The sequence below is a fragment of the Streptomyces sp. NPDC047042 genome (assembly GCF_040644035.1).
In the GTDB taxonomy this organism is placed as follows: domain Bacteria; phylum Actinomycetota; class Actinomycetes; order Streptomycetales; family Streptomycetaceae; genus Streptomyces.
The window spans coordinates 46,617-73,610 of the sequence record NZ_JBEYVP010000035.1 but is presented as its reverse complement, the minus strand read 5'-3'; the positions used below and the strand labels follow the sequence as shown (position 1 = coordinate 73,610).

General features: G+C 70.9%; 25 protein-coding genes. 13 read left to right on the top strand and 12 right to left on the bottom strand.

Annotation, left to right across the window (positions count from 1 at the left end):
• Positions 1-2: 2 nt before the first annotated feature.
• Positions 3-1,286, top strand: coding sequence for a CoA transferase (locus ABZ855_RS34885; RefSeq protein WP_360813712.1), 1,284 nt, complete (start codon positions 3-5; stop codon positions 1,284-1,286).
• Here the strand turns inward: ABZ855_RS34885 and ABZ855_RS34880 are convergent.
• Genes ABZ855_RS34880 through ABZ855_RS34865 form a run of 4 tightly spaced genes read right to left on the bottom strand, consistent with a single transcriptional unit; the run spans position 1,216 to position 4,825 of the window.
• On the bottom strand, positions 1,216-1,971 hold the full coding sequence (locus ABZ855_RS34880) for an SDR family oxidoreductase (RefSeq protein ID WP_360813710.1): 756 nt from the start codon (positions 1,969-1,971) through the stop codon (positions 1,216-1,218). The genes ABZ855_RS34885 and ABZ855_RS34880 overlap by 71 nt on opposite strands.
• Positions 1,971-2,501 carry a nuclear transport factor 2 family protein gene (locus ABZ855_RS34875; RefSeq protein WP_360813708.1) on the bottom strand — a complete coding sequence of 177 codons (531 nt, stop codon included), beginning with the start codon at positions 2,499-2,501 and terminating at the stop codon, positions 1,971-1,973. Before ABZ855_RS34875 ends, ABZ855_RS34880 begins: the two co-directional genes overlap by 1 nt.
• Entirely contained in the window at positions 2,498-3,676 is a 1,179-nt protein-coding gene (locus ABZ855_RS34870) for an acyl-CoA dehydrogenase family protein (protein WP_360813706.1), read from the bottom strand. The genes ABZ855_RS34875 and ABZ855_RS34870 overlap by 4 nt, the downstream gene beginning before the upstream one ends.
• Before the next feature lie 27 nt (positions 3,677-3,703).
• A complete protein-coding gene (locus ABZ855_RS34865; protein ID WP_360813704.1) occupies positions 3,704-4,825 on the bottom strand; it encodes an acyl-CoA dehydrogenase family protein in 1,122 nt (373 codons plus the stop codon).
• 169 nt (positions 4,826-4,994) lie between these two features.
• Between ABZ855_RS34865 and ABZ855_RS34860 the strand changes: the two genes are divergently transcribed.
• Entirely contained in the window at positions 4,995-5,816 is an 822-nt protein-coding gene (locus ABZ855_RS34860) for an enoyl-CoA hydratase/isomerase family protein (RefSeq protein WP_360813702.1), read from the top strand.
• A gap of 42 nt (positions 5,817-5,858) precedes the next feature.
• Positions 5,859-6,359: a MaoC/PaaZ C-terminal domain-containing protein gene (locus ABZ855_RS34855; RefSeq protein WP_360813700.1), complete on the top strand. Its 501-nt coding sequence runs from the start codon at positions 5,859-5,861 to the stop codon at positions 6,357-6,359.
• Between the two features lie 298 nt (positions 6,360-6,657).
• Here the strand turns inward: ABZ855_RS34855 and ABZ855_RS34850 are convergent, their stop codons facing one another.
• Positions 6,658-8,052 carry a family 1 glycosylhydrolase gene (locus ABZ855_RS34850; protein ID WP_360813698.1) on the bottom strand — a complete coding sequence of 465 codons (1,395 nt, stop codon included), beginning with the start codon at positions 8,050-8,052 and terminating at the stop codon, positions 6,658-6,660.
• 108 nt (positions 8,053-8,160) lie between these two features.
• Entirely contained in the window at positions 8,161-9,033 is an 873-nt protein-coding gene (locus tag ABZ855_RS34845; RefSeq protein ID WP_360813696.1) for a crotonase/enoyl-CoA hydratase family protein, read from the bottom strand.
• A gap of 91 nt (positions 9,034-9,124) precedes the next feature.
• Between ABZ855_RS34845 and ABZ855_RS34840 the strand changes: the two genes are divergently transcribed.
• The 4 genes from ABZ855_RS34840 (at position 9,125) to pepN (ending at position 14,614) form a co-directional block, all read left to right on the top strand.
• The gene (locus ABZ855_RS34840) at positions 9,125-9,910 is read left to right on the top strand and encodes an enoyl-CoA hydratase/isomerase family protein (protein WP_360813694.1); all 786 of its coding nucleotides are present in this window, start codon (positions 9,125-9,127) and stop codon (positions 9,908-9,910) included.
• 3 nt (positions 9,911-9,913) lie between these two features.
• Positions 9,914-11,050, top strand: coding sequence for an acyl-CoA dehydrogenase family protein (locus ABZ855_RS34835; RefSeq protein WP_360813692.1), 1,137 nt, complete (start codon positions 9,914-9,916; stop codon positions 11,048-11,050).
• Positions 11,047-12,069 carry a TIGR03617 family F420-dependent LLM class oxidoreductase gene (locus ABZ855_RS34830; protein ID WP_360813690.1) on the top strand — a complete coding sequence of 341 codons (1,023 nt, stop codon included), beginning with the start codon at positions 11,047-11,049 and terminating at the stop codon, positions 12,067-12,069. The genes ABZ855_RS34835 and ABZ855_RS34830 overlap by 4 nt, the downstream gene beginning before the upstream one ends.
• Before the next feature lie 106 nt (positions 12,070-12,175).
• Positions 12,176-14,614, top strand: coding sequence for an aminopeptidase N (gene pepN / locus ABZ855_RS34825; RefSeq protein ID WP_360813688.1), 2,439 nt, complete (start codon positions 12,176-12,178; stop codon positions 14,612-14,614).
• A gap of 202 nt (positions 14,615-14,816) precedes the next feature.
• Here the strand turns inward: pepN and ABZ855_RS34820 are convergent, their stop codons facing one another.
• The 6 genes from ABZ855_RS34820 to ABZ855_RS34795 all read right to left on the bottom strand — a co-directional run bounded on the left by ABZ855_RS34820 (position 14,817) and on the right by ABZ855_RS34795 (position 21,467).
• Complete coding sequence (locus ABZ855_RS34820; protein ID WP_360813687.1) at positions 14,817-15,575, bottom strand: FadR/GntR family transcriptional regulator; 759 nt, start codon at positions 15,573-15,575, stop codon at positions 14,817-14,819.
• Between the two features lie 5 nt (positions 15,576-15,580).
• A complete protein-coding gene (locus ABZ855_RS34815) occupies positions 15,581-15,982 on the bottom strand; it encodes an OB-fold domain-containing protein (RefSeq protein WP_360813685.1) in 402 nt (133 codons plus the stop codon).
• A complete protein-coding gene (locus ABZ855_RS34810) occupies positions 15,979-17,130 on the bottom strand; it encodes a thiolase family protein (protein WP_360813683.1) in 1,152 nt (383 codons plus the stop codon). Before ABZ855_RS34810 ends, ABZ855_RS34815 begins: the two co-directional genes overlap by 4 nt.
• 4 nt (positions 17,131-17,134) lie before the next feature.
• A complete protein-coding gene (locus ABZ855_RS34805) occupies positions 17,135-18,721 on the bottom strand; it encodes an AMP-binding protein (RefSeq protein ID WP_360813681.1) in 1,587 nt (528 codons plus the stop codon).
• Between the two features lie 33 nt (positions 18,722-18,754).
• Positions 18,755-20,245, bottom strand: a complete 1,491-nt coding sequence (locus tag ABZ855_RS34800; RefSeq protein WP_360813679.1) for an aldehyde dehydrogenase family protein — start codon at positions 20,243-20,245, stop codon at positions 18,755-18,757.
• A 79-nt stretch (positions 20,246-20,324) separates the two neighbouring features.
• A complete protein-coding gene (locus tag ABZ855_RS34795; protein ID WP_360813677.1) occupies positions 20,325-21,467 on the bottom strand; it encodes an acyl-CoA dehydrogenase family protein in 1,143 nt (380 codons plus the stop codon).
• A gap of 85 nt (positions 21,468-21,552) precedes the next feature.
• On the opposite strand from ABZ855_RS34795, the gene ABZ855_RS34790 reads away from it, so the two are divergent.
• From ABZ855_RS34790 to ABZ855_RS34765, 6 genes are all read left to right on the top strand, one after another.
• A complete protein-coding gene (locus ABZ855_RS34790; RefSeq protein WP_360813675.1) occupies positions 21,553-22,308 on the top strand; it encodes a glucose 1-dehydrogenase in 756 nt (251 codons plus the stop codon).
• Positions 22,309-22,318: 10 nt separating this feature from the next.
• A complete protein-coding gene (locus ABZ855_RS34785; RefSeq protein ID WP_360813673.1) occupies positions 22,319-23,089 on the top strand; it encodes an enoyl-CoA hydratase/isomerase family protein in 771 nt (256 codons plus the stop codon).
• A gap of 71 nt (positions 23,090-23,160) precedes the next feature.
• Positions 23,161-24,342, top strand: a complete 1,182-nt coding sequence (locus ABZ855_RS34780; RefSeq protein WP_360813671.1) for a CoA transferase — start codon at positions 23,161-23,163, stop codon at positions 24,340-24,342.
• 13 nt (positions 24,343-24,355) lie between these two features.
• Positions 24,356-25,267 (top strand): SDR family NAD(P)-dependent oxidoreductase, encoded by a 912-nt coding sequence (locus tag ABZ855_RS34775; protein WP_360813669.1) that lies wholly within the window; start codon positions 24,356-24,358, stop codon positions 25,265-25,267.
• On the top strand, positions 25,264-25,812 hold the full coding sequence (locus tag ABZ855_RS34770; RefSeq protein ID WP_360813667.1) for a DoxX family protein: 549 nt from the start codon (positions 25,264-25,266) through the stop codon (positions 25,810-25,812). Before ABZ855_RS34775 ends, ABZ855_RS34770 begins: the two co-directional genes overlap by 4 nt.
• A 14-nt stretch (positions 25,813-25,826) precedes the next feature.
• Complete coding sequence (locus ABZ855_RS34765) at positions 25,827-26,984, top strand: acyl-CoA dehydrogenase family protein (RefSeq protein WP_360813665.1); 1,158 nt, start codon at positions 25,827-25,829, stop codon at positions 26,982-26,984.
• The last annotated feature ends 10 nt before the right edge of the window (positions 26,985-26,994 follow it).

Genomic DNA, 26,994 nt, shown 5'->3' with positions numbered 1-26,994 from the left:
CGATGCCGTCGACCGCGCTGGCCGGGATCCGTGTCCTCGATCTGTCCCGCATCCTCGCCGCACCGCTCGCCACCCAGATGCTGGCCGACCTGGGCGCCGAGGTGATCAAGGTCGAGCGGCCCGGAGCCGGCGACGACTCACGCACCTACGGCCCGCCCTTCGCACCCGGTCCCGAGGGCGACCGGACGGACACCGCCGCCTTCTACCTCGCCTGCAACCGCAACAAACGGTCGGTCACCGTCAACCACGCCACCCCCGAGGGACAGGAACTCATCCGGGCGCTCGCCGCCCGGTCGGACGTGGTCGTCGAGAACTTCCGGGCGGGGACACTGGCGAAGTACGGGCTCGACCAGGAAAGCCTGCGGCAGCTCAACCCGCGGCTGGTGTACCTGTCGGTGACCGGCTTCGGACAGACCGGGCCGTACGCCGAACGCCCCGGCTACGACGGTGTCTTCCAGGCCATGTCCGGGATGATGAGCGTCTCCGGGCACCCCGACGAACCGATGAAGGTCGGCGTCAGCATGGTCGACATCCTCACCGGGCTGTACGCCTCCACGGCCCTGCTCGCGGCCCTGCGGCACCGGGACGCCACCGGCGAGGGCCAGTACATCGACCTCTCCCTGCTGGACTGCGGCCTGGCCTCGCTGTCGCACTTCGCGATGAACTACCTGGTCTCCGGTGAGGTTCCGCAGCGGCGTGGCAACGGCGGATACGGCGGGATTCCGTCCCAGGCGTTCCAGTGCGCGGACAAGCAGCTCTTCCTTGTCGCGGGCAACGACAAGCAGTTCGCCGCGTTCTGCGCGGCGGCCGGCCGCACCGATCTGCTCCAGGATCCGCGGTTCGCCACGACGTCCGCGCGGATCACGCATCGCGAGGAGATCCTGCCGGTGCTGGCGGATGTCCTGCGGACCCGGACGCGGGACGAGTGGCTCGCTGTACTGGACGAACACGGTGTCCCTGCGGGGCCGTTCAACGAGATGCCCGAGGTGTTCGACGACCCGCAGATACGGCATCGGGGGATGCTGGTCGAGGTCGAGGACGCGGTGTCCGGGCGGCTGCCGATGCTGGCGAATCCGATTCGGTTCGGGGGGACTCCTGTGGAGGGGTATGTGGCGCCGCCGGCGCTGGGGGAGCATACGGGGGAGGTGCTGGGTCGGCTGGCCGGGGTGACGGAGGAGCGGTTGCGGGAGTTGCGGGGGCGAGAGAAAGGCCGGATCAGCCGAGCAGTGTTCGGCCGCCCTCCAGCATCAGCGTCGCCCCCGTCAAGTACGCCATGTCCTCGCTGACGAGCGCGACCACCGCCCGGCCGATGTCCCTCTCCGGATCACCCATCCGGCCGAGGGGGATACCGGCGAGCACCGTCTCCGCCCTCTCCGGGTGCCCTGCGAAGTACGCCTCCGCCGCCGGACTCAGCGCGGCCGGGCAGACGACGTTCACACGGATCCCGTACGCCCCCCACTCCCGCGCGGCCACCTTCGTCAGCCCCCGGACCGCCTCCTTGGCCATCGCGTACGCCGCGAAGGTCGCCTCGCCCTGCACGGCGGCCGACGACCCGAGATTCACCACGCTGCCTCGGCTCGCCTTCAGGTGTGGCAGCGCCGCCTGCATCGCGTGGAACGTGGCCAACGGGCCGCTGCGGTAGGTGAGTTCGAGGTCGGCGTACGACGTCTGCTCCAGCCGGCGCTGGACGGAGGACTGGGCGTTGTTGACGAGCACGTCCAGGCCGCCGAACTCCCGTACCGTCTCGGCCACCATGCGGTCCACGTCGTCCCGCTCCCCCACGTCCCCGACGACGCGATGCGCCCGGCCGCCGCGCCCGGTGATCTCGTCGGCCGTGTCCTTCAGTGTGGTCTCGGTGCGGCCGGTGATCACCACGGCCGCGCCCTCGGCGGCCAGGGCGAGTGCGATGCCGCGTCCCACTCCCTGTCCTCCCCCGGTGACCAGCGCCGTTTTCCCGGACAACCGTGCCATCACGTCTCCTTCCAGAAGGGCGCCCAGGAGGGGAAGGCCTCGGGCAGTGCCGGTTTCCCTGATCCCTCCCAGCCGTCGAAGTCCACCGACTGGGGGCGCTCCGTCACGTCGGCCGCGTACCAGTGCTGTTCACGGCGCCGGGAGAAGTACCACTCGCCGTCCACACGCGCGTACTCGTCCCGGTAGCAGATCGCCATCACGATCCACCGGTCCCCCACCTCGTGCTCGGCCCTGCAGTAGACCGCGCCGGTCGCCGTGTCACGGCCGGTGAACTCGACGCGGTGGCCGCAGATCTGGTGCACGGAGCGGCGGAAGCCACGGACCAGGGGGTCGATGTGGCGGCGCAGGGCCTGCCGTCCGTGGCCGTGGCGGCCCATGTCGACGTCGGGGCGAAAGCAGCCGGCCCAGGCGTCGAGGTCCCGGGCGTCGACGGCGAGCGCGTAGCGGATGGGAAGTTGCTGGATGGCCAGGTGCGATTCGATGCGGTCGATACGGTCGAGGAAGTCGATGCGCTCCTCGGCAGTCGTCATGGGCGGGGTTCCTTCGGCAGCCCGAGGAGTTGCTCGCCGATGATGTTGCGCTGGATCTCGCTCGACCCGCCGTAGATCGTCTCCGCCAGGGAGAGCAGGAAGGAGCGCTGCCGGGTGTCCAGGCGGTAGTCCTCGGCGACGATCTGGCCGGCGGGACCCGCCAACTCCGTTGCCAGGTGGCCGAGTTGCTGGTGGCGGGTCGAGGCGTACAGCTTCGCGGTGGTGGCCTGCGCTCCCGGGGCCCGGCCGGTGGTGAGTTCGGCGAGGGTCCGCAGGTTGGTCGTCCGCATGATGCGTACGGAGATCCAGGCGTCCACGATCCGCCGGCGCAGCATCCGATCGTCGAGTGCTCCCCGTTCACGGGCCAGGTCGATCAACGCCTCGGCCTCCCGCTCGAAGGTGAGCTGCTGGGGCAGGAGCGTGGTGCCGCGTTCGATGCCGAGGGTGCCCATCGCCGTGCGCCAGCCCTGACCGACCTCGCCCACGACCATGTCGGCGGCGGTGCGCGCGTCGGAGAGGAACACCTCGGCGAACTCGTCCTGGCCGGCGAGGTTGCGGATGGGGCGGATCTCCACGCCCGGCTGGTCCGTGGGCAGGAGCAGCAGGGTCAGGCCCTTGTGCCGGAGGGAATCCGGGTCGGTGCGGGCGAGGACGTACAGCCAGTCCGCGTGGACACCGAAGGACGTCCACACCTTCTGTCCGCTCACCACCCACTCGTCGCCGTCGCGTTCCGCCCGGGTGCGGACCGAGGCGAGGTCGGAGCCGGCTCCCGGTTCGCTGAAGCCCTGTCCCCACAGTTCCCGGACGGCGAGGATGGGCGGCAGGAAGCGTCTCTGCTGTGCCTCGCTGCCCATTTGGAGCAGCATCGGGCCCAGGAGGTCGAGGGCGTTGACCGTTGCCCGGTAGGGGGCGTTGGCGCGGGCGTACTCGTACTCGAAGACGATCTCCTCCAGGAGGCCGAGGCCTCTGCCTCCGAACTCCTGCGGCCAGCCCACGCCCAGCCAGCGCCCGGCGGACAGTTCGCGGTCCCAGGCGAGGCGGACCTCCCAGGCCTCCCCGTCGGTGGGGCCGCCCACGCCGCGGTGCTCGGCGAACTCCCCCACCAGGTGTGCGGCGAGCCAGTCCCGCACTTCGTCGCGGAGTTCGCGTACCGCGGGCCCGAAGTCCAGCTCCATGTCGGTGTCTCTCTTTCTCCCGGGGTCTCAGATGCCGAGCCGGGCCGCGAGCAGTTCCCGGTGGTAGGACGGTGTGCCGAGCAGTACCTCGCAGCTCTTGGCGCGCTTGAAGTACAGGTGCGCGGGGTGTTCCCAGGTGAAGCCGATCCCGCCGTGGACCTGGATGTTGTCGCCGGCGACCTTGGTGAACGCCTCCGAGCAGAAGGTCTGGGCGAGGGCCGCCGCGACCGCGATCTCCGTCTCGTCATCGGCGTCCAGGGCCCACAGTCCGCCGTAGGCGGCCGAGCGGGCAGACTCGATCTCCATCAGCATGTCGGCGCACTTGTGCTTGATCCCCTGGAACGAGCCGATGGGGCGTCCGTACTGCTCGCGGATTTTCGCGTACTCCACCGCCGCGTCAAGTGCGGCGGCGGCTCCGCCGACCTGTTCGGTGGCGAGGAGGACCGAGGCCGTGGCGAGAGTGCGTTCGAGGCCCGGCCAGGCCGCGCCCTCGGCGCCGAGCAGTCGGGCCGGGGTGTCCGCGAACTCCAGCGCCGTCTGTTTGCGGGTCTGGTCGAGCGTGGGGAGAGGGGTGCGGGTGAGGCCCGGCGCGTCGGTGGCGTCGACCGCGAAGAGGCTGACGCCGGAGGGGGTGCGGGCGGCGACCAGGAGCAGGTCGGCGACATGTCCGTCCGGGACGTAGGTCTTCGCACCGGTCAGCCGCCATCCGTACGGTGTCTCCCGCGCGGTGAGGCGGATGCCCCGCTCGTCCCAGCGGCCGTCCTCCTCGGTGAGCGCGAGGGTGGCGACGGTGTCGCCGGAGGCGATGCCCGGGAGAAGATCCGTGCGGGCACTCTCGTCGTCGCAGCGCAGCAGGGCCTCGGCGGCCAGGGCGACCGTGGAGAAGTACGGGCCGCACAGCAGGGCGCGGCCCGCCTCCTCGAAGACGACGCCGAGGTCGACGTAGCCGAAGCCGGAGCCGCCGTACTTCTCCGGTACGGCGAGTCCCTGCAGTCCGAGTTCGCCGGCCATGCGTCGCCAGACCGCGGGGTCGTGGCCGACCTGGTCGGCTGCCAGGCGGCGTACCTGAGCCTCGTCGGAGTGCTTGGCGAGGAACGATCGTACGACCTTGCGCAGTTCGTCCTGTTCCTCGCTGAAGGTGAGGTCCATGCGGGCTTCCCGTCCTCGGTGCGGTGTTCTGCGGTGCGGTGTTCTGCGGGGCGGTGTTCTGCGGGGCGGTGTTCGTGGGTGCGATGTCACGTGCGGCCCGCTTGCCGCCCAGCCACTCGATACAGTTAGATAATTATAGTATCCGCACTGAATACACCAGGAGCGCGACGTGACCGATATCTACGCCCCGTTCACGAGCCTGACCTTCGAGCGGCCCGCACCCGGTGTGCTCCGTATCGTGCTCGACGCCCCGAACCTCAACGCCGTGGATCCCCGGATGCACGGTGAGCTGGCCGACATCTGGCCGGTCGTCGACCGGGACGAGCAGACCCGTGCGGTGCTGGTCCAGGGAGCCGGCCGGGCGTTCTCGGCGGGCGGCACCTTCGACTCCATCGAGGCGATGACCGAGGACTACGCGGTGCGCGCCCGGGTGATGCGCGAGGCCCGGGACATGGTCTACGGCGTCCTCAACTGTTCCAAGCCGGTCGTCTCGGCGATCCACGGCCCGGCGGTCGGCGCGGGCCTGGTCATCGGCATGCTCGCGGACATCTCCATCGCGGCCCGCACGGCGAAGATCGTCGACGGACACACCCGCCTCGGCGTCGCGGCCGGCGACCATGCCGCCATCTGCTGGCCGCTGCTGTGCGGCATGGCCAAGGCCAAGTACTACCTCCTCACCTGCGAGGCGCTCACCGGCGAGGAGGCCGAGCGGATCGGTCTGGTGTCAAAGTGTGTGGACGACGAGAACGTCCACGCCGAGGGCCTGCGCGTGGCGACCGCTCTGGCCGCCGGGCCGGTCAGCGCCATCAGCTGGACCAAGCGGTCCCTCAACCACTGGTACCGCACCGCGCAGCCGATCTTCGAGGCCTCGCTCGGGCTGGAGTTCTTCGGTTTCGGGGGCCACGAGGTCGTCGAGGGCCTGGCCGCCCATCGCGACAAGCGCGCACCGGACTTCGAGGGCGTGGCCGGAAAGCACCCGCTCGGTCTGTGACCATGTGCGATCACCTGTGACCGCCGTACGAAAGGAATGGACATGTCGTCGCAGCAGACCACCTCTGAAGTGCGCCCGCTGGTACGGGGGTTGACCTACGAGGAGATGCCGGTGGGCCAGGTCTTCCGGACCGCCCGCCGTACCGTCACCGAGACGGATCTCGTCAACTTCGTCACCTGGGGCGGCTTCAACGAGCCGCTCTTCTGGGACGCCTCGCATGCCGCGGACGGTGGTTACAGCGGGCGGCTGGTTCCGGGGGCGTTGACGTACTGCCTGGCCGAAGGGCTCGTCCTGCAGACGAATGTGCTGCACGGGACGGGGCTTGCCTTCCTGCACATGGAGCTCACGGTTCAGGGGCCGGTGTATGTCGGCGACACGTTGTACGCCGTCGTCGAGACCACTGGCTGCCGGCCCTCCAGCAAGCCCGGGAGGGGTGTCGTGACCAGCCGGATCACCGTACGCAATCAGCGGGACGAGGTCGTGCTCGTCTACACCCCGGTTCGGTTGATCCGCGGCAGGGACTACGAGGTGCCGGCGGGGTGAGTTCTCGCCCCCGCCGCCCCTACCCGTCCCATCCCTGGGGGCTGCGCCCCCAGACCCCCGCTACGGCCCTGAACGGGCCTCGTCCTCAAACGCCGGACGGGCTGAAGGGGCGGGCCGGTGCTCTCAGCCGCCCGACTGACAGGGATGCGGGCCGGTGCTCTCGGAAGCCCGACGGGGTGGCTACTGGGGCTCGGACGGCTCCTCAAACGCCGGACGGGCTGAAGGGGCGGGCCGGTGCTCTCAGCCGCCCGGCGGGCTGGACATGCGGGGCGGTGCTTTCGGGAGCGCGACGGGGTGGCTACTGGGGCTCGGACGGTACCAGGCGTAGGCCGTCCGTGGGGGTGCCTTCGGGTGCGGTCGCGTTGGCGAAGGCTCCCCGGTGGAGCCAGTCGGCCGGGTCCGGGGGGCAGGCGTCGGGTTCATGGTCCGGGACCGCCATCGCGTACAGGCGGGTGTAGCGGAACTTGGCCTCCAGGTTGTCGAGGACCGACCAGTACTCGTAGCCGCACACGTCCACACCGGCCGCGACCAGGCCCGCGAGCCAGGTGAGCCGGGCGCACAGCAGGGCCCGGCGCCGGGTGTCGTCGCTGTGGCCCGTGTCGTCGACCAGGTCGAGGTCACCCATGCCGTTGTCCACCACGGACAGGGGTGGGAGCAGCTCTCCGTACAATTCGTAGAGGCCGGCGACTGCGTCGGCCAGCCCCTCGGGGATGATCGGCCAGCCGAAGGCGGTGGTCTCCACGTCCTCGAAGGGGACGATCGCGAAGCCGAGGCCCACGAGAAGGCGGTTGACCTCGTTGAGGGCGCGCCGGCAGTTGGCGGTCCGCACCACGCGGGGCAGGTTCTCCGGCGCGGTGACGCGGAACGGGGTGTGCCAGGACAGGCACACCAGGTCCTGTCCGGTGGCGATCACTTCCAGGTCACCGGGGCGTACGCAGCCGGTGACCGCGACCGGTGAGACGTCGTCCTCGGTCACCGTGTGCTCGCCGAGCAGCAGGGGGTCGAGGAAGAGGCGGTTGGTCCAGCTCTCCAGCCGCTCCAGGGCGAGGCGGTCGTAGGGGTCGTCGGTGGCCGCGTAGCCGCCGACGAGGGTGATCGTGGTGCCGATCCGGCCGTCCGCGCCGGCAGCGCGGAGGGCCTGGGTCGCGAGTCCGTTGCCGAGCAGGATGTGGTGGACCGCGGGGAGTCCGGCCCGGCCGGCGCCCCGGCCCGGTGAGTACATTCCGGCGACGTGGTCCGCGATCGTGGGACCGGCCAGGTCGGTCGAGGTGATCCAGCGTTCCACCCGGTCGCCGAAGCGCCGGCCCAGCTCGGCGGCGTACTCGGCGAAGTGCTCGGCGGTGTCGCGGGCGAGCCAGCCTCCCGCCGCGTCCAGCCATGGCGGCAGCGACCGGTCGAGGAGCGTGAGGCTCGGACGTGTTGCGTGGGCGAGCAGGGAGTCGAGCGCGCGGTCGCAGCGGTCCAGGGCGTCGTGGTCCCAGCTGCCGGGGCCGTCGGGCTGGAGCTGCGGCCATCCGGCGACCATGCGGTGCGTGTCCGCGGTGATGCCGGTCAACTGCCGGAGGTCGTCCGTCCACTGCTGGAAGTGACCGCCGCGCTCGGGCAGGGGCGGCGGCGCCGACGCGACCGTGTCGGCGGTGGCGACTCCCCAGTCGACACCGTGGAGGGATTCGTGCGGAAAACCATCGCTCATGGCTACCGTCCAGCGGTGAAATGGTTCAGCGCATTCAACTGAATGCCAGCCGACCGGACGCTAACACTTCGCGGAAACTACGACAATGTTTCAACCAGATCTCGTCGGCTACGGCCCGAGCGGCCTGAACTCCTCCTCCGGCCACCAGGGATAGACGGGCGGCATGTCCTCGCTGACCCGGCCCGGGAAGGCGGGCGGCCGCTTGGCGAGGAACGACTCGACGCCCTCCACGGGGTCGGGACCCCCGCCGATCTGGCTCATGATCCGCGAGTCGAGACGGTGCGCGGTCATCGGGTGGGACTCCCCGAGCATCCGCCACATCATCTGGCGGGAGAGGGCGACCGAGATCGCCGAGGTGTTCTCGGCGATCTCCCGGGCGAGTTCGTACGCGGCGGGGAGCAGTTCCTCCGGGGGGTGCACGGAGCGGACCAGGCCGGCCGCCAGCGCCTCGTCGGGTCCGAAGACGCGGCCGGTCGCCACCCATTCCATGGCCCGCTGCATGCCCACGGCCCGTGGCAGGAACCAGCTCGCCGCGGACTCCGGGACGATGCCGCGGCGCGCGAAGACGAAACCGAACTTCGCCGAGGTCGACGCCAGCCGGATGTCCATGGGCAGGGTCATGCTGGCACCCACCCCCGCCGCCGGGCCGTTGATCGCCGCGATGACCGGTTTGACGCTGGAGAAGACACGCAGCGCGACCCGGCCGCCGGTGTCCCGGTGCCAGGCGCCCGCCTTGCGGTGGTCGAAGGACGAGCCGCCGGAGCTGACGTCGGCACCCGCGCAGAATCCGCGCCCGGCGCCGGTCACCACGATCACCCGTACGCCGTCGTCGGCGTCCGCCGCGTCCAGGATGTCGAGCAGGTCTGCCATCATCCGGGGGTTGAAGGCGTTCAGCTTCTCGGGGCGGTTCAGTGTGACGGTGAGGATCCGGTCCGCCACCTCGGCCCGCACGGTCTCGTACTCCTGCTCCCATGTATCCATAGGTGTCCTTCGTTGACGTTCCCAGCAAGCTTAATTAGTTATACCATTCAACTCTACTGACTCATTCTGGATTGCGGCGGTGGATGTGGACATGGCTGATCTGGTGGTGACGTCCCGTGGGCCGGTTCGGCTGGTCGAGCTGAACCGGCCGGAGCAGCTCAACGCGATGAGCGAGGAGCTGCACTCCGGTCTCGCGACGGTCTGGGAGGAGCTCGCCGAAGACCCCGAGGCGCGGGTGGTCGTACTCACCGGGCGCGGCCGGGCGTTCAGCGCGGGGGGCAACTTCGACATCATGACCCGGGTCCAGCGCGAGCGCGCGTTCCGGCAGCAGAACGTCGACGAGGCCCGGCGGATCATCACCGGCATGGTCCGCTGTCCACTGCCGGTGATCGCGGCGGTCAACGGGCCCGCCGTCGGCCTCGGCTGCAGCCTCGCCCTGCTCAGCGACCTCGTGCTGATCGCCGACGACGCCTACGTGGCCGATCCGCATGTCCAGGTGGGGCTCGTCGCGGGTGACGGAGGCGCTCTCGTGCTGCCGCTCCTTGTCGGTCTGACCCGGGCGAAGGAACTGCTGTTCCTCGGCGACCGGGTGAGCGCCGAGGACGCGGTCCGGCTGGGCATCGCCAACCGGGCCGTGCCGAAGGACAAGCTCCTGGACGAGGCCATGGACCTCGCCGTACGGCTGGCCGCCCTGCCCGTGCGGGCACTGCGCGAGACCAAGCGCGCGGTGAACCTCCATCTGGAACAGGCGCTCGCGACGGTGCTGGAACCGGCCCTGCTCGCCGAGCGCGACAGCATGCACTCGCCGGACCACATCGCCGTCGTCGAGAAGATCATCGCGGACCGCGGTGGCCGCCGGGCCGCCCGGGAGGGCTGAGGCATGGACTTCGCGTTCAGCGAGGAGCAGGCGGAACTGGGGCGCACGGTACGGGCGTTCCTGGCGGACACCTCACCGGAGACCGAAGTGCGGCGGCTGATGGAGACCCCGGCGGGCTTCGACAGGGCGCTGTGGCGCAGGATGGGGTCGGAACTCGGCCTTCAGGGGCTGGCGGTGCCGGAGGAGTACGGCGGCGCCGGGTGCGGGCCGGTCGAAGTGGGCGTGGTCATGGAGGAGGCGGGCCGTGCGCTGCTGTGCGCGCCGTTTCTGTCCTCGGCCGTGCTCGCGACGACCACGCTGCTGCGCTGTGCCGACGAGGACGCCCGCAAACGGCTGCTGCCCGGCCTGGCCTCCGGCGATCTCGTCGGGACGCTGGCCCTGACCGAGGACACCGCCCGCTGGGATGCGGCGGGGGTCCGCCTCACCGCCCGTGAGAGTCAAGGGAGTTGGCTGCTCACCGGGCACAAGAGGTTCGTCCTCGACGGCGCCACCGCCGACGTGGTTCTCACCGTCGCGCGAACCGACGACGGCATCGGCGTCTTCTGCGTGGACGGCGACGCGGTCGGCCTGACCCGTGAGCCTCTGCCCACGATGGACCCGACCCGGCGCCAGGCGCGCCTCGACTACCACGACGTGCCGGCCACCCGGCTGCGTACCCATGCCGGCGGCTGGGACCTGGTGGCCGAGGTGCTCGACCGGGCCGCGGTGGCACTGGCCGCCGAGCAGGTCGGGGTGGCCTCCCGCGCGCTGGACATGGCGGTCGAGTACGCCAAGGTGCGGCACCAGTTCGGACGGCCCATCGGCTCCTTCCAGGCGGTCAAGCACCTCCTGGCGGACGTCCTGCTGGAGGTGGAGTCGGCGCGCGCCGCCGCACACTACGCGCTGCTCGCCGCCCAGAACGAGGATCCGGAACTGCCCGCCGTGGCGAGCCTGGCCAAGGCGTTCTGCTCCGAGGCCTGTCTGCGCGCGGCGGAGCAGAACATCCAGGTCCACGGTGGTATCGGCTTCACCTGGGAGCACCCGGCCCACTTGTATCTGAAGCGGGCCAAGACGGCACAGTTGCTGTTCGGCGATCCGGCACACCACCGGGAACTGCTGGCCCGACGCATCGGCTTGAACACAGGAGAGGGAGCGGCATGAAGGTGGACGGCAAGCTCAGTGTCTGGGGCACCGCCGAGGTGGTCGAGGAGGCGCGGCACCACGAGAAGGCCGGTTACGACGGTCTGTGGGCGTCGGAGTCGAAGCACGACCCCTTCCTGCCGCTGATGCTCGCGGCCGAGCACACCGAGCGTCTGGAGGTCGGCACGGCCATCGCGGTGGCGTTCGCCCGCTCCCCCATGCAACTGGCGTACACCGCGCACGACTTGCAGACCTATGCCGGCGGACGGTTCTCGCTCGGCCTCGGCAGCCAGATCAAGCCGCACATCGAGCGGCGCTTCGACATGCCGTGGAGCCGTCCCGCGGCCCGTATGCGGGAGTACGTGAGCGCGCTGCGCGCCATCTGGGCGGCCTGGAACGAGGGCGAGAGGCTCAATTTCCGGGGCGACTTCTACTCGCACACCCTGATGTCCCCGTTCTTCTCTCCCCCGCCCGCGCCCGGCGGCCCGCCCAAGGTGTTCGTGGCCGCGGTCGGCGAGGCGATGACCCGGGTGGCGGGCGAGGTCGCCGACGGGCTCCTCGCGCACGGGTTCACGACCGAGCGTTACCTGCGGGAGGTCACCCTGCCGACCGTGGGCGCGGGGCTCGCCGCGACCGGCCGCACCCGTGACGACTTCTCCGTGTCCCATCTGCTGCTGACCGCGACCGGCCGTACGGAGGAGGAGATGACCCGCGCGATCGACGGCACCCGTGCCCAAGTCGCCTTCTACGGCAGCACTCCCGCCTATCGCGGGGTGCTGGAGCTGCACGGCTGGGGTGAACTCGGCGACGAGCTGCACGCGTTGTCGACGTCCCGGCGCGAGGACAAGTGGGAGGCGATGAGCGGGCTCGTCGACGACGAGGTGCTGCACACCTTCGCGGTCGTGGCGGAGCCGGACCGGGTCGCGGGCGAGATCCGGCGCCGGTACGGGTCGCTGGTCGACCGGGTGTCCTTCTACACCGCGTACGAGATCGACGCCGAGGTGTGGGAGCCCGTCGTGCGGGAGCTTCGGGACAACTGAACAACGATTCAACCTGTTCGTCCTCAACAGCACGGTAAATTGCCTGCGTTCACCGACGATCTCCGTCGTACGCTGACCTCCGATGTCTGCTGAGGAAGGACGACGCATGGGGATCCGAAGCCTGACCCGTACCGAGGCCGAACGCCGGGCAGGGCTGTTGGCGGTCGAGCGATACGACGTGGACATCGATCTCGCCGGGCTGGCGGAAGGAGCGGAGGTCCGGAGCGTCTCCACGGTGACGTTCACCTGTCACGAGCCGGGCGCGGAGACCTTCGTGGACTGCGCGGCCGAGGTGATCAGCGCCACGCTGAACGGAGTCGCCCTCGCCACCGCCAATGACGACGGCCGCATCCCCCTCCCCGCCCTGGCCGGGCACAACGTGCTGCGCGTGGAGAGCGTCCAGGCCGACACGGCCACGGGCGAGGGCGTGCACCGGGCGGTCGACCCCGCGGACGGCGAGGTCTACGTGTGGATGAGCTTCGAACCGGACGAGGCCCGGTTCGTGTGGGCGTGCTTCGACCAGCCCGACCTGAAGGCCCCGCACGCGTTCACGGTCACGGCCCCGGCCGCGTGGACCGTCACCAGCAACTCGGGGAACGCGCGTCTGGAGGACCTGGACGGAGCCCGTCGCTGGACCTTTCCGGACACCCCGCCCCTGTCGGTGTACAACACGGTCGTCAACGCGGGCCCCTTCCACGAGATCCGCCGCGAGGTGGACGGCCACGACCTCGGCCTGTACGCCCGCCGCTCGCTGGCCGAGGTCCTCGACCGGGACGCCGACGAGATCTTCACCGTCACCCGCCAGGGCCTCGCCTTCTACGGCGAGGCCTTCGCGATGCCGTTCCCGCAGCGCCGCTACGACCAGGTCTTCGTGCCCGAGTTCGGCGGGGCGATGGAGAACTACGGCTGTGTGACCTGGTCGGACGCCTTCCTGCGGCGGGCCGTGCCGACGCCCGCCGAGAGCGAGCTGTTCGCCAAGGTGCTGCTGCACGAGATGGCGCACATGTGGTTCGGCAACATCGTCACCATGCGCTGGTGGGACGACCTCTGGCTGAACGAGGCGTTCGCCGAGTTCGCCTGCCACTGGGCCGCGGAGAGCGCCACCCGGTACACCGACGCCTGGGCGGGCCATCTGGTGGGCGACAAGCTCACGGCGTACCTGGCCGACCAGGGCCCGGTGTCCCACCCGATCCACCAGCCCATTCACGATGTCGCCCAGGCCGCGTCGATCTTCGACAACATCACCTACCCCAAGGGCGCCTCCGTCCTCCAGCAGCTGATGACATACGTCGGCGAGGAGCGGTTCCGGGCCGGCATGGCCGCCTACTTCGCCCGTCACGCATGGGGCAACACCACGCTCCAGGACCTGATCGTGGCTCTCTCCGAGGCCGGCGGGCGCGATCTGGACGCCTGGCGAGCGGCCTGGCTCGCAACGGCGGGCACCGACCGCTTCCTGCTGGAGCGGGACGGCGAGTCCGTCACCCTGGTGGCCGTCGGCACGCCGCGTCCGCAGGTGCTGGCGGTGGGCGCGTACGACAGGAACGGCGATGCGCTCGAGCGCACGGCGCTGGTGCGGGTCGAGGTGACGCAGCCCCGCACCCCTGTCCTCGGCCTTCCGGCGACGGCGGACCTTCTGCTCGTGAACGACGACGACCTGACCTTCGCCACGACCCGGCCGGATCCCACCACCCGGGACGCGCTGTTCGGCGCGGCCGCGCGGCTGCCCACGGCCATCTCCCGGGGCGCGGCCGCGGCCACGGTGTGGGACATGCTGACGACCGGGGAGGCCACGGCGGCCGAGGCCGGGCGGTGCATGACCGCGGTGCTGGCGGCCGAGACCTCCGACGCCGTCATCGAGCCGTATCTGAACCTCGCCGCGAACATCGCCGAGCTGTGGGCGCCGCCCGCCGAACGCGCCGGTCTGACGGCCTCGGTGGCGGAGGTCTGCCGGCGCCTCGCCGCGGATCCCGGCCGCCGTCAGGTCGCGCTGCGCGGCCTTGCCCGTACCGCGACGGACGCGGACAATCTGGCCTGGCTCCGTGAGCAGGCGGGCGACGACGTGGACCTGCGCTGGCGTGCGCTGGTCCGTGGGGCGGAGCTGGGCGAGGACGTCTCGGCCGAGGCCGACCGCCTGCTCGAACGCGACCCGGACCCGGATGCCTGGGTCCGCGTCCTCACCGTACGGGCCGCCCTGCCCGACGCCGCGACGAAGGCGGAGGTCTGGCAGCGGCTGGCCGTCGACCGTGCGGTGCCCGTCAGCGCGGTCCGCCACGTGGCGACGGCGTTCTGGCGGCCCGACCAGGACAGCCTGCTGGCGCCCTACGCGCAGGAGTACCTGGGGATGATCGGCAAGCTGGACCGGGGCGGAATGATCCACGCGATGCACTACACCGGCAACCTCTTCCCACGGCACGCCATCGACCAGGCGTACATCGAGACGGCCCAGAAGGCGTCCCAGGAGGCGACCCCGGTCGTCCGGTCCACGCTGCTGGAATGCTCGGACGCGGTCAGCCGTATGCTCCGCGCCCGCGCGCTGGGTTCCTGACGGGCGGTCGCGGGCCTAGGGCCTGTCGTCAAATTCCCGTCGTCCGCCCGAAGGGCGGGCCTCGCGGCGGCAGGTGCGTGCTCTCGGCGTGCCGGGCACAGGCCCTCGTACTGGTTGTACGTGGGCCTGTGCCCGGTGCGGCGAGAGTGCGTGCATGTCGTCGCGAGGCAGGCGGGAATTTGACGACAGGCCCTAGGGCGGCTCAGCCGAGCAGGTCCAGGACGGTGGTCATGGACCTGTTCTGCAGCAGATAGTCCTCGGCCTCCTGGAGGTGCAGCCGCCACAGCTCCTCGGCGGCCTCGGTGCGGCGCGCGGCCACCAGGTCGACGAGTGCGCGGTGAGCGCGGAAGCCCCGGCGGTTGGCGCGTACGTTCTCGGGGCTGCCGGCGTCGAGGTCGACATGGGACCAGTTCGCCTGGTCGATGATGTGCCGGACCATGCCGTTGAGGACGGCGAGTGTCTCGTTGCCCGCCAGTTCGACGACGAGGGCGTGGAACTCCATGTGGGCGCGGATGAACGCCGACGGGTCGTCCATGAGTGCCTCGGCCTCGGCGACGGCCTCCCGCAGCCGCTCCAGGTCGTCGTCCGTGCGCCGCTCGGCCAGCAGACCGGCGCACGGAGCCTCGATCACCGTACGGGCGTCGTACACGTCCTTGAGGGTCGTGCCCCGGTATTCGAGGACCACTCCGGCGTAGCGGGCGGCGACGGTGCCTTCCGGGGTCTGTACCCGCGCTCCGCCCCGGGCGCCCCTGCGCACGCTGATCAGCGACTCCGACTCCAGTACCCGGAACGCCTCACGCAGCGTCGGCCGGGACACGGCGAACTCCGCCATCAGCGCCGTCTCGGCGGGCAGTGCCTCTCCCTCGGCCAGTTCCCCGCGCACGATCTTGCGGCGCAGCTGTGCCGCCACCAGCTCCGCCATCTTGGGGACCCGTACCGGTGTGTTCGCCACGGCGTCCATCTCCCTCAGTCACCAGCGTCCGGTACGAAGTACGGCAGCGTGATCTCGTCGGTGAGTGCCCGGAAGTCCACTCGGACGCGCAGGCCGATGGTCACCCGGTCCGGTTCACCCGCGTCGACGTGGGACAGCAGGGTGCCTCCGTCGTCGAGATCGATCACCGCCAGCGCGAAGGGCGTGTCGAATCCGGGCCCCGGCGCGCGGTGCACCACGGTCACCGAGTAGACGGTCCCCCGGCCCACGCTGGGCACGTATGTCCAGTCGCGTGCCATGCACCCGGGGCAGGCCGGCTCGGGGACGAAGAAGCGCAGGTCGCAGTTCGGGCAGTACGGAACGACCAGGTCACCGCGCCGGGCCGCGTCCCAGAAGGGCCGGGACAGGTCGGTGGGGACGGGTACGGGCCGGCTCATGGCATCCTCCCGAGCACGCTCATCTCGTAGTGCTGCGCGCCGGATCCGGCGTTGCCGACGACGGCCAGCTCCGCGTCCCGCACCTGGTGCACGGCGGTGCCGCGCAACTGCCGTACCGCCTCGACGACCTTGAGCGTCATCTGCTGGGTGCCGTTCCAGGCGTACGCCAGACAGCCGCCGTCCGGGTTGACGGGGTGCTTGCCGTCGACGGCGATGGCGCCGCTCGCCGCCAGGGGTCCGCCCTCCCCTTCCCCGCACACCCCGAGAATCTCCAACTGGCGGATGATCTCGAAGGAGTTGGGGTCGTAGAGGGTGAAGACATCCACGTCGTGGGGGCCGACCCCGGCCATGGAGTAGGCGCGGGTCGCCGCGTCCAGGCCGAGTCGGCCGACCTCCCGGTGGAGAGCCGGGTTGGCGTACGCGGCCTGGTGGTACTCCATGCCGCCGCCGAGTACGGCGACCGGCGTGTGCGGGAGGTCCCGGGCGCGTTCGGCGGTCGTCACCACGACGGCCGCGCCGCCCTCGCCGACGATGCAGCAGTCCAGCAGATGGAACGGGGTGGCCACCATGCGGGAGGCCAGGACGTCGTCGGCGGTGTACGGGCCACGGCCGTACATCATCGCCTCCGGGTTGGTGCCGCCGTTGTTGCGGATGGTGGCGGCGACCTCCGCGAGCTGGCGGGAGGTCGTCCCGTACTCGTGCATGTGCCGTGCGGCCACCAGGGCGAACTGGGCGACGACATAGCTGCCCCAGACGTCGGCGAACTCCAGTGGTACGCCGGCGCTGACCGGTCCCGCCCCGCGCGAGACCAGTTTGCAGCCGCCGACGACGACGGTGTCCGCGTATCCGGCGCTGATCGCGGCGGCCGCCTTCAGCAGCCCCCTGGAGCCCGCGTTGTCGAGCATGGAGTCGCTGGTCCAGCGCAGGTCCCGGCCGAGCAGGCGTGCCCAGGAGCTGCCCTCGCCGGGGACGCCGCCCGGTCCTGGCCAGTCGACCTGGGCGCCGTCGACGTCCGCCGGGGTGAGTCCGGCGTCGGCGATCGCGCCGGTCACCGCTTCGAGGGCCAGGTCCATCGCGTCGCGGTCGGGGAGCGTGAGCGCCTGCTCGGTGGCATGGACGCCGACGATCACAGGTCGGCGGCCGTTCACGCCGTCACCGTCCCGCGCCGAGCGTGTCGCCGCCGGGATAGCCGCCACCGCCGAAGCGTTCGTCGAGCGCCTCGTAGTCCTTGGCGAAGTCCTTCGTACGCGGCAGGGCGTCGACGAACTCGACTGTTTTCGGTTTCTTGTACGAGGCGATCCGCGCCCGGCAGTGCTCGATGACGTCCTCGGCGGTGATCGGCTCGGCGTCTGCCCGGAGCACGACGACGGCCTTGACGTCCTGCGCCCAGCGTTCGTTGGGCACGCCGATGACGGCGGCCTCCTTCACCGCGGGGTGCGACTCGACGCAGTTCTCCACCTCGGCGGGGAAGATGTTCTCGGCGGCCGACTTGAGCATGCGTGTGGTCGTCCCGAGGAAGCTGATCGTGCCGTCGCTCTCGCGCCGCCCGAGGTCGGTGGTGTGCCACCACCCGAAGCGGAACCGCGCCTCGTTGGTCTCGGGCCGGTTCCAGTAGCCGAGGTGGACGAGGTCGCCGCGGACGCAGATCTCGCCGGCCTCGCCGACCGCGCACTCCTCGCCGGTGGCGTCCAGGACGCGTACGGCGGTGAAGGGCCCGGGGCGGCCCGCGTTGCCGGTGCCCGTGCCGCCGTAGGCGCCGGTCACGGCGAACCCGGTCACCTCGGTCTGCCCGTAGCCGCGGCCCTCGCCGCCGCCGTTGCGGGTGAAGCGGCTGATGTCGGTGGGCACCGTGCCCTGCCACAGGGGGGCGGCGACGCTGGCCCGCAGCTGGGAGAGGTCGTGACCGGCCTCCCGGTTGAGGGCGACGAGCTGGGCGATGGTCGGGGGCATCAGATAGGCGTGGGTGCACCGTTCCGCCGCCAGCAGCGGGAGCAGTTCCTCCGCGACGACACGGCGGACGATCACGTTCTTGCCGCCGTGGACGAACGCGGGGACGCCCCAGAACTGGTAGTTGCCGATGTGGAACATCGGCCCGGCGCCGAGGAAAGCGGTCTCCGTACCGATGTCGCCCATCCAGGCGGCACTCGCGCCCATGGCGAGCAGGTTGCGGTGGGAGAGCATCGAGCCGGACTGCCGTCCGGTGATCGCGGCGGTGTAGATGACGAGGAGCGCGGAGTCGGGGTCGATGTCGGCCACGGCCGGGTCGTCGGGCGCGCCGGAGGCGAGGAAGGCCTCGTACGAGCCGGGGTCCTCGGTGTTGGCGGCATCGTGCTGGAGCCACAACGCCCGGTGGTCGCTGCCCAGTTCGGCGCGGGCCTTGGCGACCGTGTCGCCGATCTCCTCGTCCTGCCAGACGACGACCTTGGGATCGAAGTCCTCGACCGCGAAGGCCATCTCGGGGGCGGCCCAGCGCCAGTAGCCGGGGCAGACCATGGCGCCGGTCTTCGCGGCGGCTCCGAGCAGCTCCCAGATCCGGAAGGAGTTCTGCCCCAGCCACAGGACCCGGTCGCCGGGACCCACGCCCGCGTCCGTCAGGGCGTTGGCCAGCCGGTTGGTGCGTTCGTCCAACTGCGGCCAGGTCAGGCGGACTTCGCCGTCGACGAGGGCGGTGTGCTCAGGGAAGGACCGGCGGTGTTCACGGATGAGGTCGCCGAACGTCAGGCGGCGGGCGGATTGCATGCTGTTGGCTCCAGAGGCTTCGGAGTGTGGCGGTCAGACGCGGCCGATGCCGACGCCCTTGACGCTGATGAACTCGTCCAGGCCGGCCTTGCCGCCCTCACGTCCGAACCCGCTGATACCGACACCACCGAAGGGAGTGGCGGGTGAAGTGATCGGATTCGGCCCGGGGTTGACGTAGACGGTCCCGGCCTTCAGGCGCGGCACCAGGCGGTTGACGCGCGCGATGTCGCGGGACTGGATGTAGGCGGACAGCCCGTACTCGGTGTCGTTGGCGAGGGCGACGGCCTCGTCCTCCGTGTCGAACGGGGTGATGGCCAGGACCGGGCCGAAGATCTCCTGCTGGGCGAGGTCGCTGCGGTTGTCGACGTCCGCGAAGACGGTCGGGGTCACGAAGTAGCCGTCGGACTCGATGCGTTCACCGCCGTGGACAAGTCGTCCCGCGCCGCCTTCGACCGCCTTGTCGATCACGCCCTGGACGCGGTCGCGGGCGGCTTCGTCGATGAGGGGGCCGATGTAGGTGGCGGGGTCGAGCGGGTCGCCCACGGGCAAGTGGGCGACTACCCCGGCGACGCGTGCCACGACCTCGTCGTAGACGGGTCGTTCGACCAGCAGCCGGGTGGGCAGCGCGCAGCCCTGTCCGGTGTTGCTCATGGCGAAGGCGGCGCAGTACGGGACGACGGTGTCCAGGTCGGTGTCGGCGAAGAGCAGGTTGGCGGACTTGCCGCCGAGTTCGAAGACGACGGGCTTGAGGCTCAGCGCCGCGACGGCCATGATGCGGCGCGCGGTGGCGGGGCCGCCGGTGAAGGAGATCTTGTCGACGCCGGGGTGGGTCACCAGGGCCGATCCGGCGTCCCCGAGTCCGGTGACGACGTTGACGACGCCCTCGGGGATGCCGGCCTCGCGGGCCAGGTCGGCGAAGAGCAGCGCGGAGAACGGTGTGGACTCGGCCGGTTTGATGACCACGGTGTTCCCGGCGGCGAGCGACGGCGGGACCTTCATCGCCAGCGACAGGGCGGGCGAGTTCCAGGTGATGATGTGGCCGATGACGCCGTACGGCTCGGCGATGGTGTACTCGACGCTCTCGTGCGGGCTGTAGGCGGCGCCGACCATGCCCTCGATCTTGTCGGCCCAGCCCGCGTAGTACTCGGTCCACTCGGCGACGTGCGGTCCGACGTTCTCGGCCCAGCCGCCGATGCAGACGCCGTTCTCCAGCGGGGAGATCGCCGCGAAGTCGGGAATGTGGTCGCGCAGGAGCTGGGCGAAGCGGGTGAGCAGCCGGCGGCGTTCGGCGGGGCGCATCGTGCCCCACACCTCGAAGGCCCGGCGTGCGGCGGCGACGGCCAGATCGACCTCGGTGGGGCCCGCGAGCGGGATGTGCGCCTGCACCAGTCCCGTCGCCGGGTTGCGGTGCTCGTGGATTCCCCCGCTCGCGTCGGTGACGTCCTTACCGCCGATGACCAGCCGGGGCCGCGGCAGGTCGTGCTCGGCTCTGTCCTGGTGCAGCTTCACATCGACCGTGACCACGGTGCCTCCTGGAGCCCGCCACCCTTACCTACTTACCGCTTAAATAGATAACCTATTAAGCCTAGCCAATCAATGGCTGTCACAGACCCAGGGACCGTCCGATGATCTCCTGCATGATCTCGGAGGTCCCGCCGAACACCCGCTGCACCCGGCTGTCGCGCCAGATGCGCGCGATCTCGTACTCGTTGACATAGCCGTAGCCGCCGAAGAGCTGCATACAGCGGTCGATGACCTCCCAGCCGGTCTCCGAGGTCCAGTACTTGGCCGCCGCGGCCTCCTCGGCCGTCAACTCGCCCTGGGACAGGGCCATGATGCAGCCGTCCACATAGACCCGGGCCGCGTTCAGCTTCGCCCTGACGTCGGCGAGGGCGAACCGGTTGGCCTGGAACTGCCCGATCGGCTGCCCGAAGGCGGTACGGGTCTTCGCGTACTCGAGGGCCAGCTCGTAGGCGCGCTCGGCCGCGGCCAGCGACGAGACGGCGATGGCGAGGCGCTCGGCGGGGAGGTTGCCCATCATGTGGTAGAAACCGCGCCCCTCCTGCCCGATGAGGTTCTCGGCGGGGACGCGGACCTCGTGGAAGAAGAGTTCGGCGGTGTCCTGGGCCTTCATGCCGACCTTGTCGAGCTTGCGCCCGCGCTCGAAGCCCGCCGCGTCACGCTCGACGACGATGAGGCTGATGCCCCGGTGACCGGCCTCCGGGTCGGTCTTGCAGGCGACGATGACCAGGTCGGCCAGGATGCCGTTGGTGATGAAGGTCTTGGAGCCGTCGATCACCCACTCGTCGCCGTCCCGGCGGGCGGTGGTGCGGATGCCCTTGAGGTCGGACCCGGCGGAGGGCTCCGACAGGGCGAGCGCGCAGATCGTGTCGCCGCTGACCACACCGGGAAGCCAACGGGCCTTCTGCTCCGGGGTGGTGAGGGTCGCCAGATAGGGCGGGACGACGTCGTTCTGCAGGCCGAGCCCGATGCCGACCGAGCCGGTGGCGGCCATCTCCTCGGCCATGATCGCGTTGTACCTGAAGTCCCAGATCCCCTGACCACCGTACTCCTCGGGGAACTGCCAGCCGATGAGCCCGGCCTTGCCGGCCGCCGCCCAGGCGGCACGGCTCACCTGCCCGTCCCGCTCCCACTCCTCGGCGTGCGGGGCGCATTCCCGCAGGTAGTAGGCGCGGGCGGTCTCACGGAACAGGTCGTGTTCCGCGGTGAAGATCGTTCGGCGCATGCTCGACTCCACTCGGGTATCTCGCTTATTTAGCTGAAGTAGTTATACGATAGCGCTGTATCGAAGGCTGGGCGAGGGAGGGCGCGTGAGCGTACGGGACAAGGTGGCGCTGGTCACCGGAGCGGGACGCGGGATCGGCGAGGCGATCGCCGACGCGCTGGCCGCCGCCGGTGCCTCGGTCGCGGTGTGCGACCTGGACGCAGAGGCCGCCGGGAAGGTCGCGGCCGGGCTCACCGAGCGGTACGGGGTGCGGGCCACCGGCGTCGGCGCGGACATCTCCGACAGCGCGGCCGTACGGGCCGCCGTGGAGCGGGTGAGCGCCGAGCTGGGTCCTGTGGACGTCCTGGTCAACAACGCGGCCGTGGATGTCCTGGGTCGCTTCGTCGACTCGGCCGAGGACATCTGGGACCGGATCATCGCCGTCAATCTGCGCGGCACGATCACGGTGACCCGGGCCGTGCTCGACCCGATGATCGAGCGGGGCGACGGCCGGATCGTGCACATCGCCTCGGACGCCGGGCGGGTCGGCTCCTCCGGCGAGGTCGTGTACTCGGCGACCAAGGGCGGCGTCATCGCCTTCGGCAAGGCGCTCGCCCGCGAGGTCGCCCGGCACGGCATCACCGTGAACAGCGTCTGCCCGGGGCCGACCGAGACCGCGCTGCTCGGGCAGGTCGCCGAGTACAGCCAGAAGATGTACGACGCGACCGTGCGGGCGATCCCGCTGCGCCGCGTCGCCCAGCCGGCGGAGATCGCCGGTGTGGTGGCCTTCCTCGCGTCCGACGACGCCGCCTACATGACCGGGCAGACGCTCTCGGTCAGCGGCGGCCTCACGATGGTCTGAGGTGAATTCCGTGCTGCGTGTCGAACTCCGCGACAGAATCGCCGTGTTGACCCTCGACCGGCCCGGGCAGCTCAACGCTCTCGGCTCCGGGACCATGGACGAGCTCACACGGGCGCTGGGCGACATCCACGACAACGACGACGTACGCGCGCTGGTCGTGACCGGCGCGGGCCGCGCCTTCTCGGCCGGCGCCGACCTCGGGGAGATCGAGTCGTTCACCGCTCCCGGACAGTTCCGTGACTTCGTGGGGCGGCTGACAGAGGCGTTCGCGCTGCTCGAGGACTTTCCCAAACCCTCGGTCGCGGCCGTCCACGGGTTCGCCTTCGGGGGCGGTCTCGAACTGGCGCTCGCCTGCGATCTGCGGGTGGTGGAACGGGGCGCCCGGCTCGGGCTGCCGGAGATGAAGCTCGGCGTCCTGCCGGGCGCGGGCGGCACCCAGCGGCTGCCGCGACTCATACCGCCGGCGATCGCCAAGCAGCTGATCCTCACCGGCGAACCCATCGACGCGGAACGGGCCTGGGAACTGGGGCTGGTCAACGAGCTGGCCGAGCCGGGAGACGCGCTCAAGGCGGCGGAGGCCCTGGCGACGCGACTGGCCGCCGGCGCCCCACTGGCACTGGCGGCGGGCAAACGGCTGGTCGACCACGGACTCGGCATGGGCCTGGAGACGGCGATCGCCTACGAGCGCGAGACGGTCTCGGTGCTGTTCTGCACCGAGGACCGGGCCGAGGGACTTAAGGCGTTCCGGGAGCGCCGCCCGGGCGACTTCCGGGGCGTGTGACGGCTGTTCGGGCGATACACCGGCAGGCAGCGATCAGCAGGGACAGGCATCGACAAGCAGGGAGGTGCGCCGTGCGGCCACTGGAGGGCATTGCCGTCGTCGAGCTGGGCATGTGGGTGGCGGCACCGGCCGCCGCCACGATGCTCGCGGACTGGGGCGCGGACGTGGTGAAGGTGGAGGCGCCGACCGGGGATCCCAACCGGTACACGCTCCGGCACGTCGGTCAGGACATCGACAGCGCTCCCCCGTTCGAGACCGACAACCGCGGCAAGCGCGGGATCGTCCTCGATCTGCGCTCGGACGACGGCAAGGACACGCTGGAACGGCTGCTGGCGCGTGCCGACGTGTTCGTCACCAATCTGCGCCCCGGCGCTCTGGAGCGGCTGGGCCTGGCACCGGACGAGCTGCGTGCCCGCCATCCCCGGCTGGTCGTCGGCACGTTGACGGGCTACGGCTGGACGGGCGCCGAGCGCGACCGGGCCGGATACGACGTCTCCGCCTTCTGGGCCCGCCCCGGCATCGCCGCCATGCTCAACCCCGCCGGTGAGCCACCGCCCGGCATCCGGCCCGGCCTCGGCGACCGTACGGCCGCCGCCAACCTGGTCGCGGGGGTGCTGGCCGCGCTGCTGCGCCGGGAACGCACCGGCGAGGGCGGCGTGGTCGACGTGTCGCTGCTGCGCTCCGGGACGTACGCCAACGGCAATGATCTCGCCCTGCAGAACTACTTCGGCAAGCGTGGCCGTACCCGTCACCGCACCGAACACGAGTCCCCGCTCTACAACAGCTACCGGGCCGCCGACGACCGCTGGTTCTGGCTGGTCGGCCTGGAGGGCAACCGGCACTGGCCCGGTGTCGTCAAGGCGCTCGGCCGCGAGGACCTGGCGACGGACGAACGGTTCGCCACCGGCAAGGCCCGGCGCGGGCACGTACGCGAGCTGATCGCCGAGTTCGACGCGGAGTTCGCCAGGCGGACCCTGGCCGAGTGGGCGCAGCGGTTCGACGCGGAAGGCGTGTGGTGGGCGCCCGTACAGACCCTCGCGGAAGTGGCGGCGGATCCGCAGGCGGAGGCCGTCGGGGCGTTCGTCGAACAGCCGGGCATGGGCGAGGCGCCGCCGCTGCGGACGGTCGCGACTCCCGTCAGTTTCTGGGGAGTCGACGACAAGCCGCGCACCGGGGCGCCGGCTCTAGGCGAGCACACCGACGACGTGCTCCGCGAACTCGACCGGCCGTCCCTCAACCAGACATCCCCCTAACAGGAGGCAGGACGTGGGAATCCTCGACGACAAGGTCGCCATCGTGACCGGTGGTGGCAGAGGGCTTGGCCGGGCGCACTGTCTGGCCCTCGCCGAGGCGGGCGCGACCGTGGTCGTGAACGACCTCGGCTCGGGCGTGCACGGCGAGAGCACGGGCGACTCCCCCGCCGACGACGTGGTCACCGAGATCACCAAGCTCGGCGGCCGTGCGGTCGCCAACCACGCCTCGGTGACGGACTGGGCGGCCACCGAGGCTCTGGTGGCGGACACGGTCGCCGAGTTCGGCCGGCTCGACATCGTCGTGAACAACGCGGGGATCGTGCGCGACCGCATGCTGTTCTCGATGAGCGAGGCCGAGTTCGACGCCGTGATCGCGGTGCATCTCAAGGGCACCTTCGCGCTCACCCGGCATGCGTGCGCGTACTGGCGCGAGGCGTCGAAACGGGGTGAGCGGGTCACCGGCCGCGTGATCAACACGACGTCCGGTACCGGCCTGTTCGGCAACCAGGGCCAGTCCAACTACGGTGCCGCGAAGGCCGGAGTCGCCGGGCTCACCGTCCTGACCGCCCTGGAGATGAGCAAGTACGGCGTCACCGCCAACGCCGTCTCGCCGATCGCGGCCACCCGGATGACGGACGGGCTGGCCGTCGGCGAGAACCTCCGGGCCACCGGTGACTTCGATCCGCGCGATCCCGCCAACGCCTCGGGGGTCGTCGTCTACCTGGCCTCCGACAGCGCGGCCTGGCTGACCGGCCAGGTCCTGCGGATCGAGGGCAACCGGCTGAACCGGCTGCAGGGCTGGACCGTCGCCGCGGTCCACCCGAGCGAGTCAGGACAGGCCCTCACCTACGACGAACTCGTGGACGCCGTACCGCGGTTGTACGGCGCCGCACCGGCGGGCCGGGCCACCGGCGTGGGCCAGTGAAGGGCTACGACGCCGCCGCGCTCGTCCTGCGGGGCACGCTCGGTCCGATGCTCTTCGCGCACGGCTGGAACAAGGTCGCGGGGCCGGGCGGGCTCAAGGGCACGACGGGATGGTTCGAGGCGCTCGGCCTCAGACCGGCCGAGGTGCACGCGCGGATGGCGGCCGGTACCGAGATGGCGGCGGGGATCGGCATCACCCTGGGTGCGGAGGGCCCCCTCCCGGCGGCCGCCGCCGTCGGCCTGATGGCCGTGGCCGCGCGCACCGACCACCGGGGCAAGGGCTTCTTCGTCTTCAAGGGCGGCTGGGAGTACGTCGGTGTGGTGGGCGGCGCGGCCGTCGCGCTGGCGGGACTGGGCAATGGCAGGTACTCCCTCGACGGGCTGCTGCATCGGCAACGCGCGGGCGTCGGGCCCGCGTTGCTGGCGGCGGGACTCGGTACGGCGAGCGCGGCGGCACTGCTGGCCGTCTGCTACCGGCCCGAGCGCACACCGGACGCGGCCCGCCCGGACGCGCCCCCACCGGACGAGTCACAAGTGGATCACTAGGTAAGGGAGTCGACATGGACGCGGCTGACTTCAGCGACGTGCTGTCCGAGGTCCGGCGTTTCGTCCGGGACCGAGTCGTGCCGCTCGAGGCGGAGATCGACGAGAAGGACGAGATGCCCGCGGACATCCGCGAGGCGGCGAAGAAAATGGGCCTGTTCGGTTTCGCACTGCCCGAGGAGTACGGCGGGCTGGGGCTTTCGATGTACGAAGAGACCCTGCTGATGTTCGAACTCGGTTACACGACACCGTCGTTGCGCTCGATGTTCGGGACGAACAACGGCATCGCCGGGCATGTCCTGATGGTCGGCGGGACGGAGGCCCAGAAGGCGGAGTGGCTGCCGAGGATCGCCTCCGGTGACGTACTGGCGTCGTTCGCGCTCACCGAGCCGGACGCGGGCTCCGACCCCTCGACACTCACCACGAAGGCGCATCTCGACGGCGACGAATGGGTGATCAACGGCGCCAAACGCTACATCACCAACGCGCCGCTCGCCGACGTCTTCATGGTCTTCGCCCGCACCGACCCAGACGCCCCGCGCACGCGCGGCATCTCGACCTTCCTGGTCCCCGCCGGCACTCCGGGTCTGACGGTGGCCCCCAGGGACCACAAGATGGGCCAGCTGGGCGCGTGGACGGCGGACGTGTACTTCGACGACGTACGGGTGCCGGCCTCCGCGCTGGTCGGCGGCGCGGACGGGCTCAACCGGGGCTTCTCCACCGCGATGGGCTGCATCGCGCACGGGAGGGTGCACATCTCCGCACTGATGGTCGGTATGGCCGAGCGCCTGGTGGACGAGTCGGTGGCGTACGCGAGCACGCGCAGGCAGTCCGGACAGCTCATCGGCTCCTTCCAGCTCGTCCAGGGCCTCATCGCCGACTCGCAGACCGACTACTACGCCGGCCGGGCCACGGTCCTGGAGGCCGCCCGTGCCTTCGACGCCGGTACGGACACCAAGGTCGGCCCGTCCTGTGCGAAGTACTTCGCGAGCGAGATGGTGTGCCGGGTAGCCGACCGCGCGGTCCAGGTCCACGGCGGCGCGGGCTATATGCGCGGGGTCGCCGTCGAGCGCTTCTACCGTGACGCCCGGCTGTTCCGCATCTACGAGGGCACCAGCCAGATCCAGCAGGTCATCATCGCGAAGGCCCTGCTGGGCGAGGCCGCGCGAGGCTGAAAGGCACGGC

What these genes read in the sequence shown, in the direction of transcription:
- ABZ855_RS34885 (WP_360813712.1), top strand. Translation starts at nt 3, where the DNA reads ATGCCGTCGACCGCGCTGGCCGGGATCCGTGTCCTCGATCTGTCCCGC.
- ABZ855_RS34880 (WP_360813710.1), bottom strand. Translation starts at nt 1,971, where the DNA reads ATGGCACGGTTGTCCGGGAAAACGGCGCTGGTCACCGGGGGAGGACAG.
- ABZ855_RS34875 (WP_360813708.1), bottom strand. Translation starts at nt 2,501, where the DNA reads ATGACGACTGCCGAGGAGCGCATCGACTTCCTCGACCGTATCGACCGC.
- ABZ855_RS34870 (WP_360813706.1), bottom strand. Translation starts at nt 3,676, where the DNA reads ATGGAGCTGGACTTCGGGCCCGCGGTACGCGAACTCCGCGACGAAGTG.
- ABZ855_RS34865 (WP_360813704.1), bottom strand. Translation starts at nt 4,825, where the DNA reads ATGGACCTCACCTTCAGCGAGGAACAGGACGAACTGCGCAAGGTCGTA.
- ABZ855_RS34855 (WP_360813700.1), top strand. Translation starts at nt 5,859, where the DNA reads ATGTCGTCGCAGCAGACCACCTCTGAAGTGCGCCCGCTGGTACGGGGG.
- ABZ855_RS34850 (WP_360813698.1), bottom strand. Translation starts at nt 8,052, where the DNA reads ATGAGCGATGGTTTTCCGCACGAATCCCTCCACGGTGTCGACTGGGGA.
- ABZ855_RS34845 (WP_360813696.1), bottom strand. Translation starts at nt 9,033, where the DNA reads ATGGATACATGGGAGCAGGAGTACGAGACCGTGCGGGCCGAGGTGGCG.
- ABZ855_RS34840 (WP_360813694.1), top strand. Translation starts at nt 9,125, where the DNA reads ATGGCTGATCTGGTGGTGACGTCCCGTGGGCCGGTTCGGCTGGTCGAG.
- ABZ855_RS34835 (WP_360813692.1), top strand. Translation starts at nt 9,914, where the DNA reads ATGGACTTCGCGTTCAGCGAGGAGCAGGCGGAACTGGGGCGCACGGTA.
- ABZ855_RS34830 (WP_360813690.1), top strand. Translation starts at nt 11,047, where the DNA reads ATGAAGGTGGACGGCAAGCTCAGTGTCTGGGGCACCGCCGAGGTGGTC.
- pepN (WP_360813688.1), top strand. Translation starts at nt 12,176, where the DNA reads ATGGGGATCCGAAGCCTGACCCGTACCGAGGCCGAACGCCGGGCAGGG.
- ABZ855_RS34820 (WP_360813687.1), bottom strand. Translation starts at nt 15,575, where the DNA reads ATGGACGCCGTGGCGAACACACCGGTACGGGTCCCCAAGATGGCGGAG.
- ABZ855_RS34815 (WP_360813685.1), bottom strand. Translation starts at nt 15,982, where the DNA reads ATGAGCCGGCCCGTACCCGTCCCCACCGACCTGTCCCGGCCCTTCTGG.
- ABZ855_RS34805 (WP_360813681.1), bottom strand. Translation starts at nt 18,721, where the DNA reads ATGCAATCCGCCCGCCGCCTGACGTTCGGCGACCTCATCCGTGAACAC.
- ABZ855_RS34795 (WP_360813677.1), bottom strand. Translation starts at nt 21,467, where the DNA reads ATGCGCCGAACGATCTTCACCGCGGAACACGACCTGTTCCGTGAGACC.
- ABZ855_RS34765 (WP_360813665.1), top strand. Translation starts at nt 25,827, where the DNA reads ATGGACGCGGCTGACTTCAGCGACGTGCTGTCCGAGGTCCGGCGTTTC.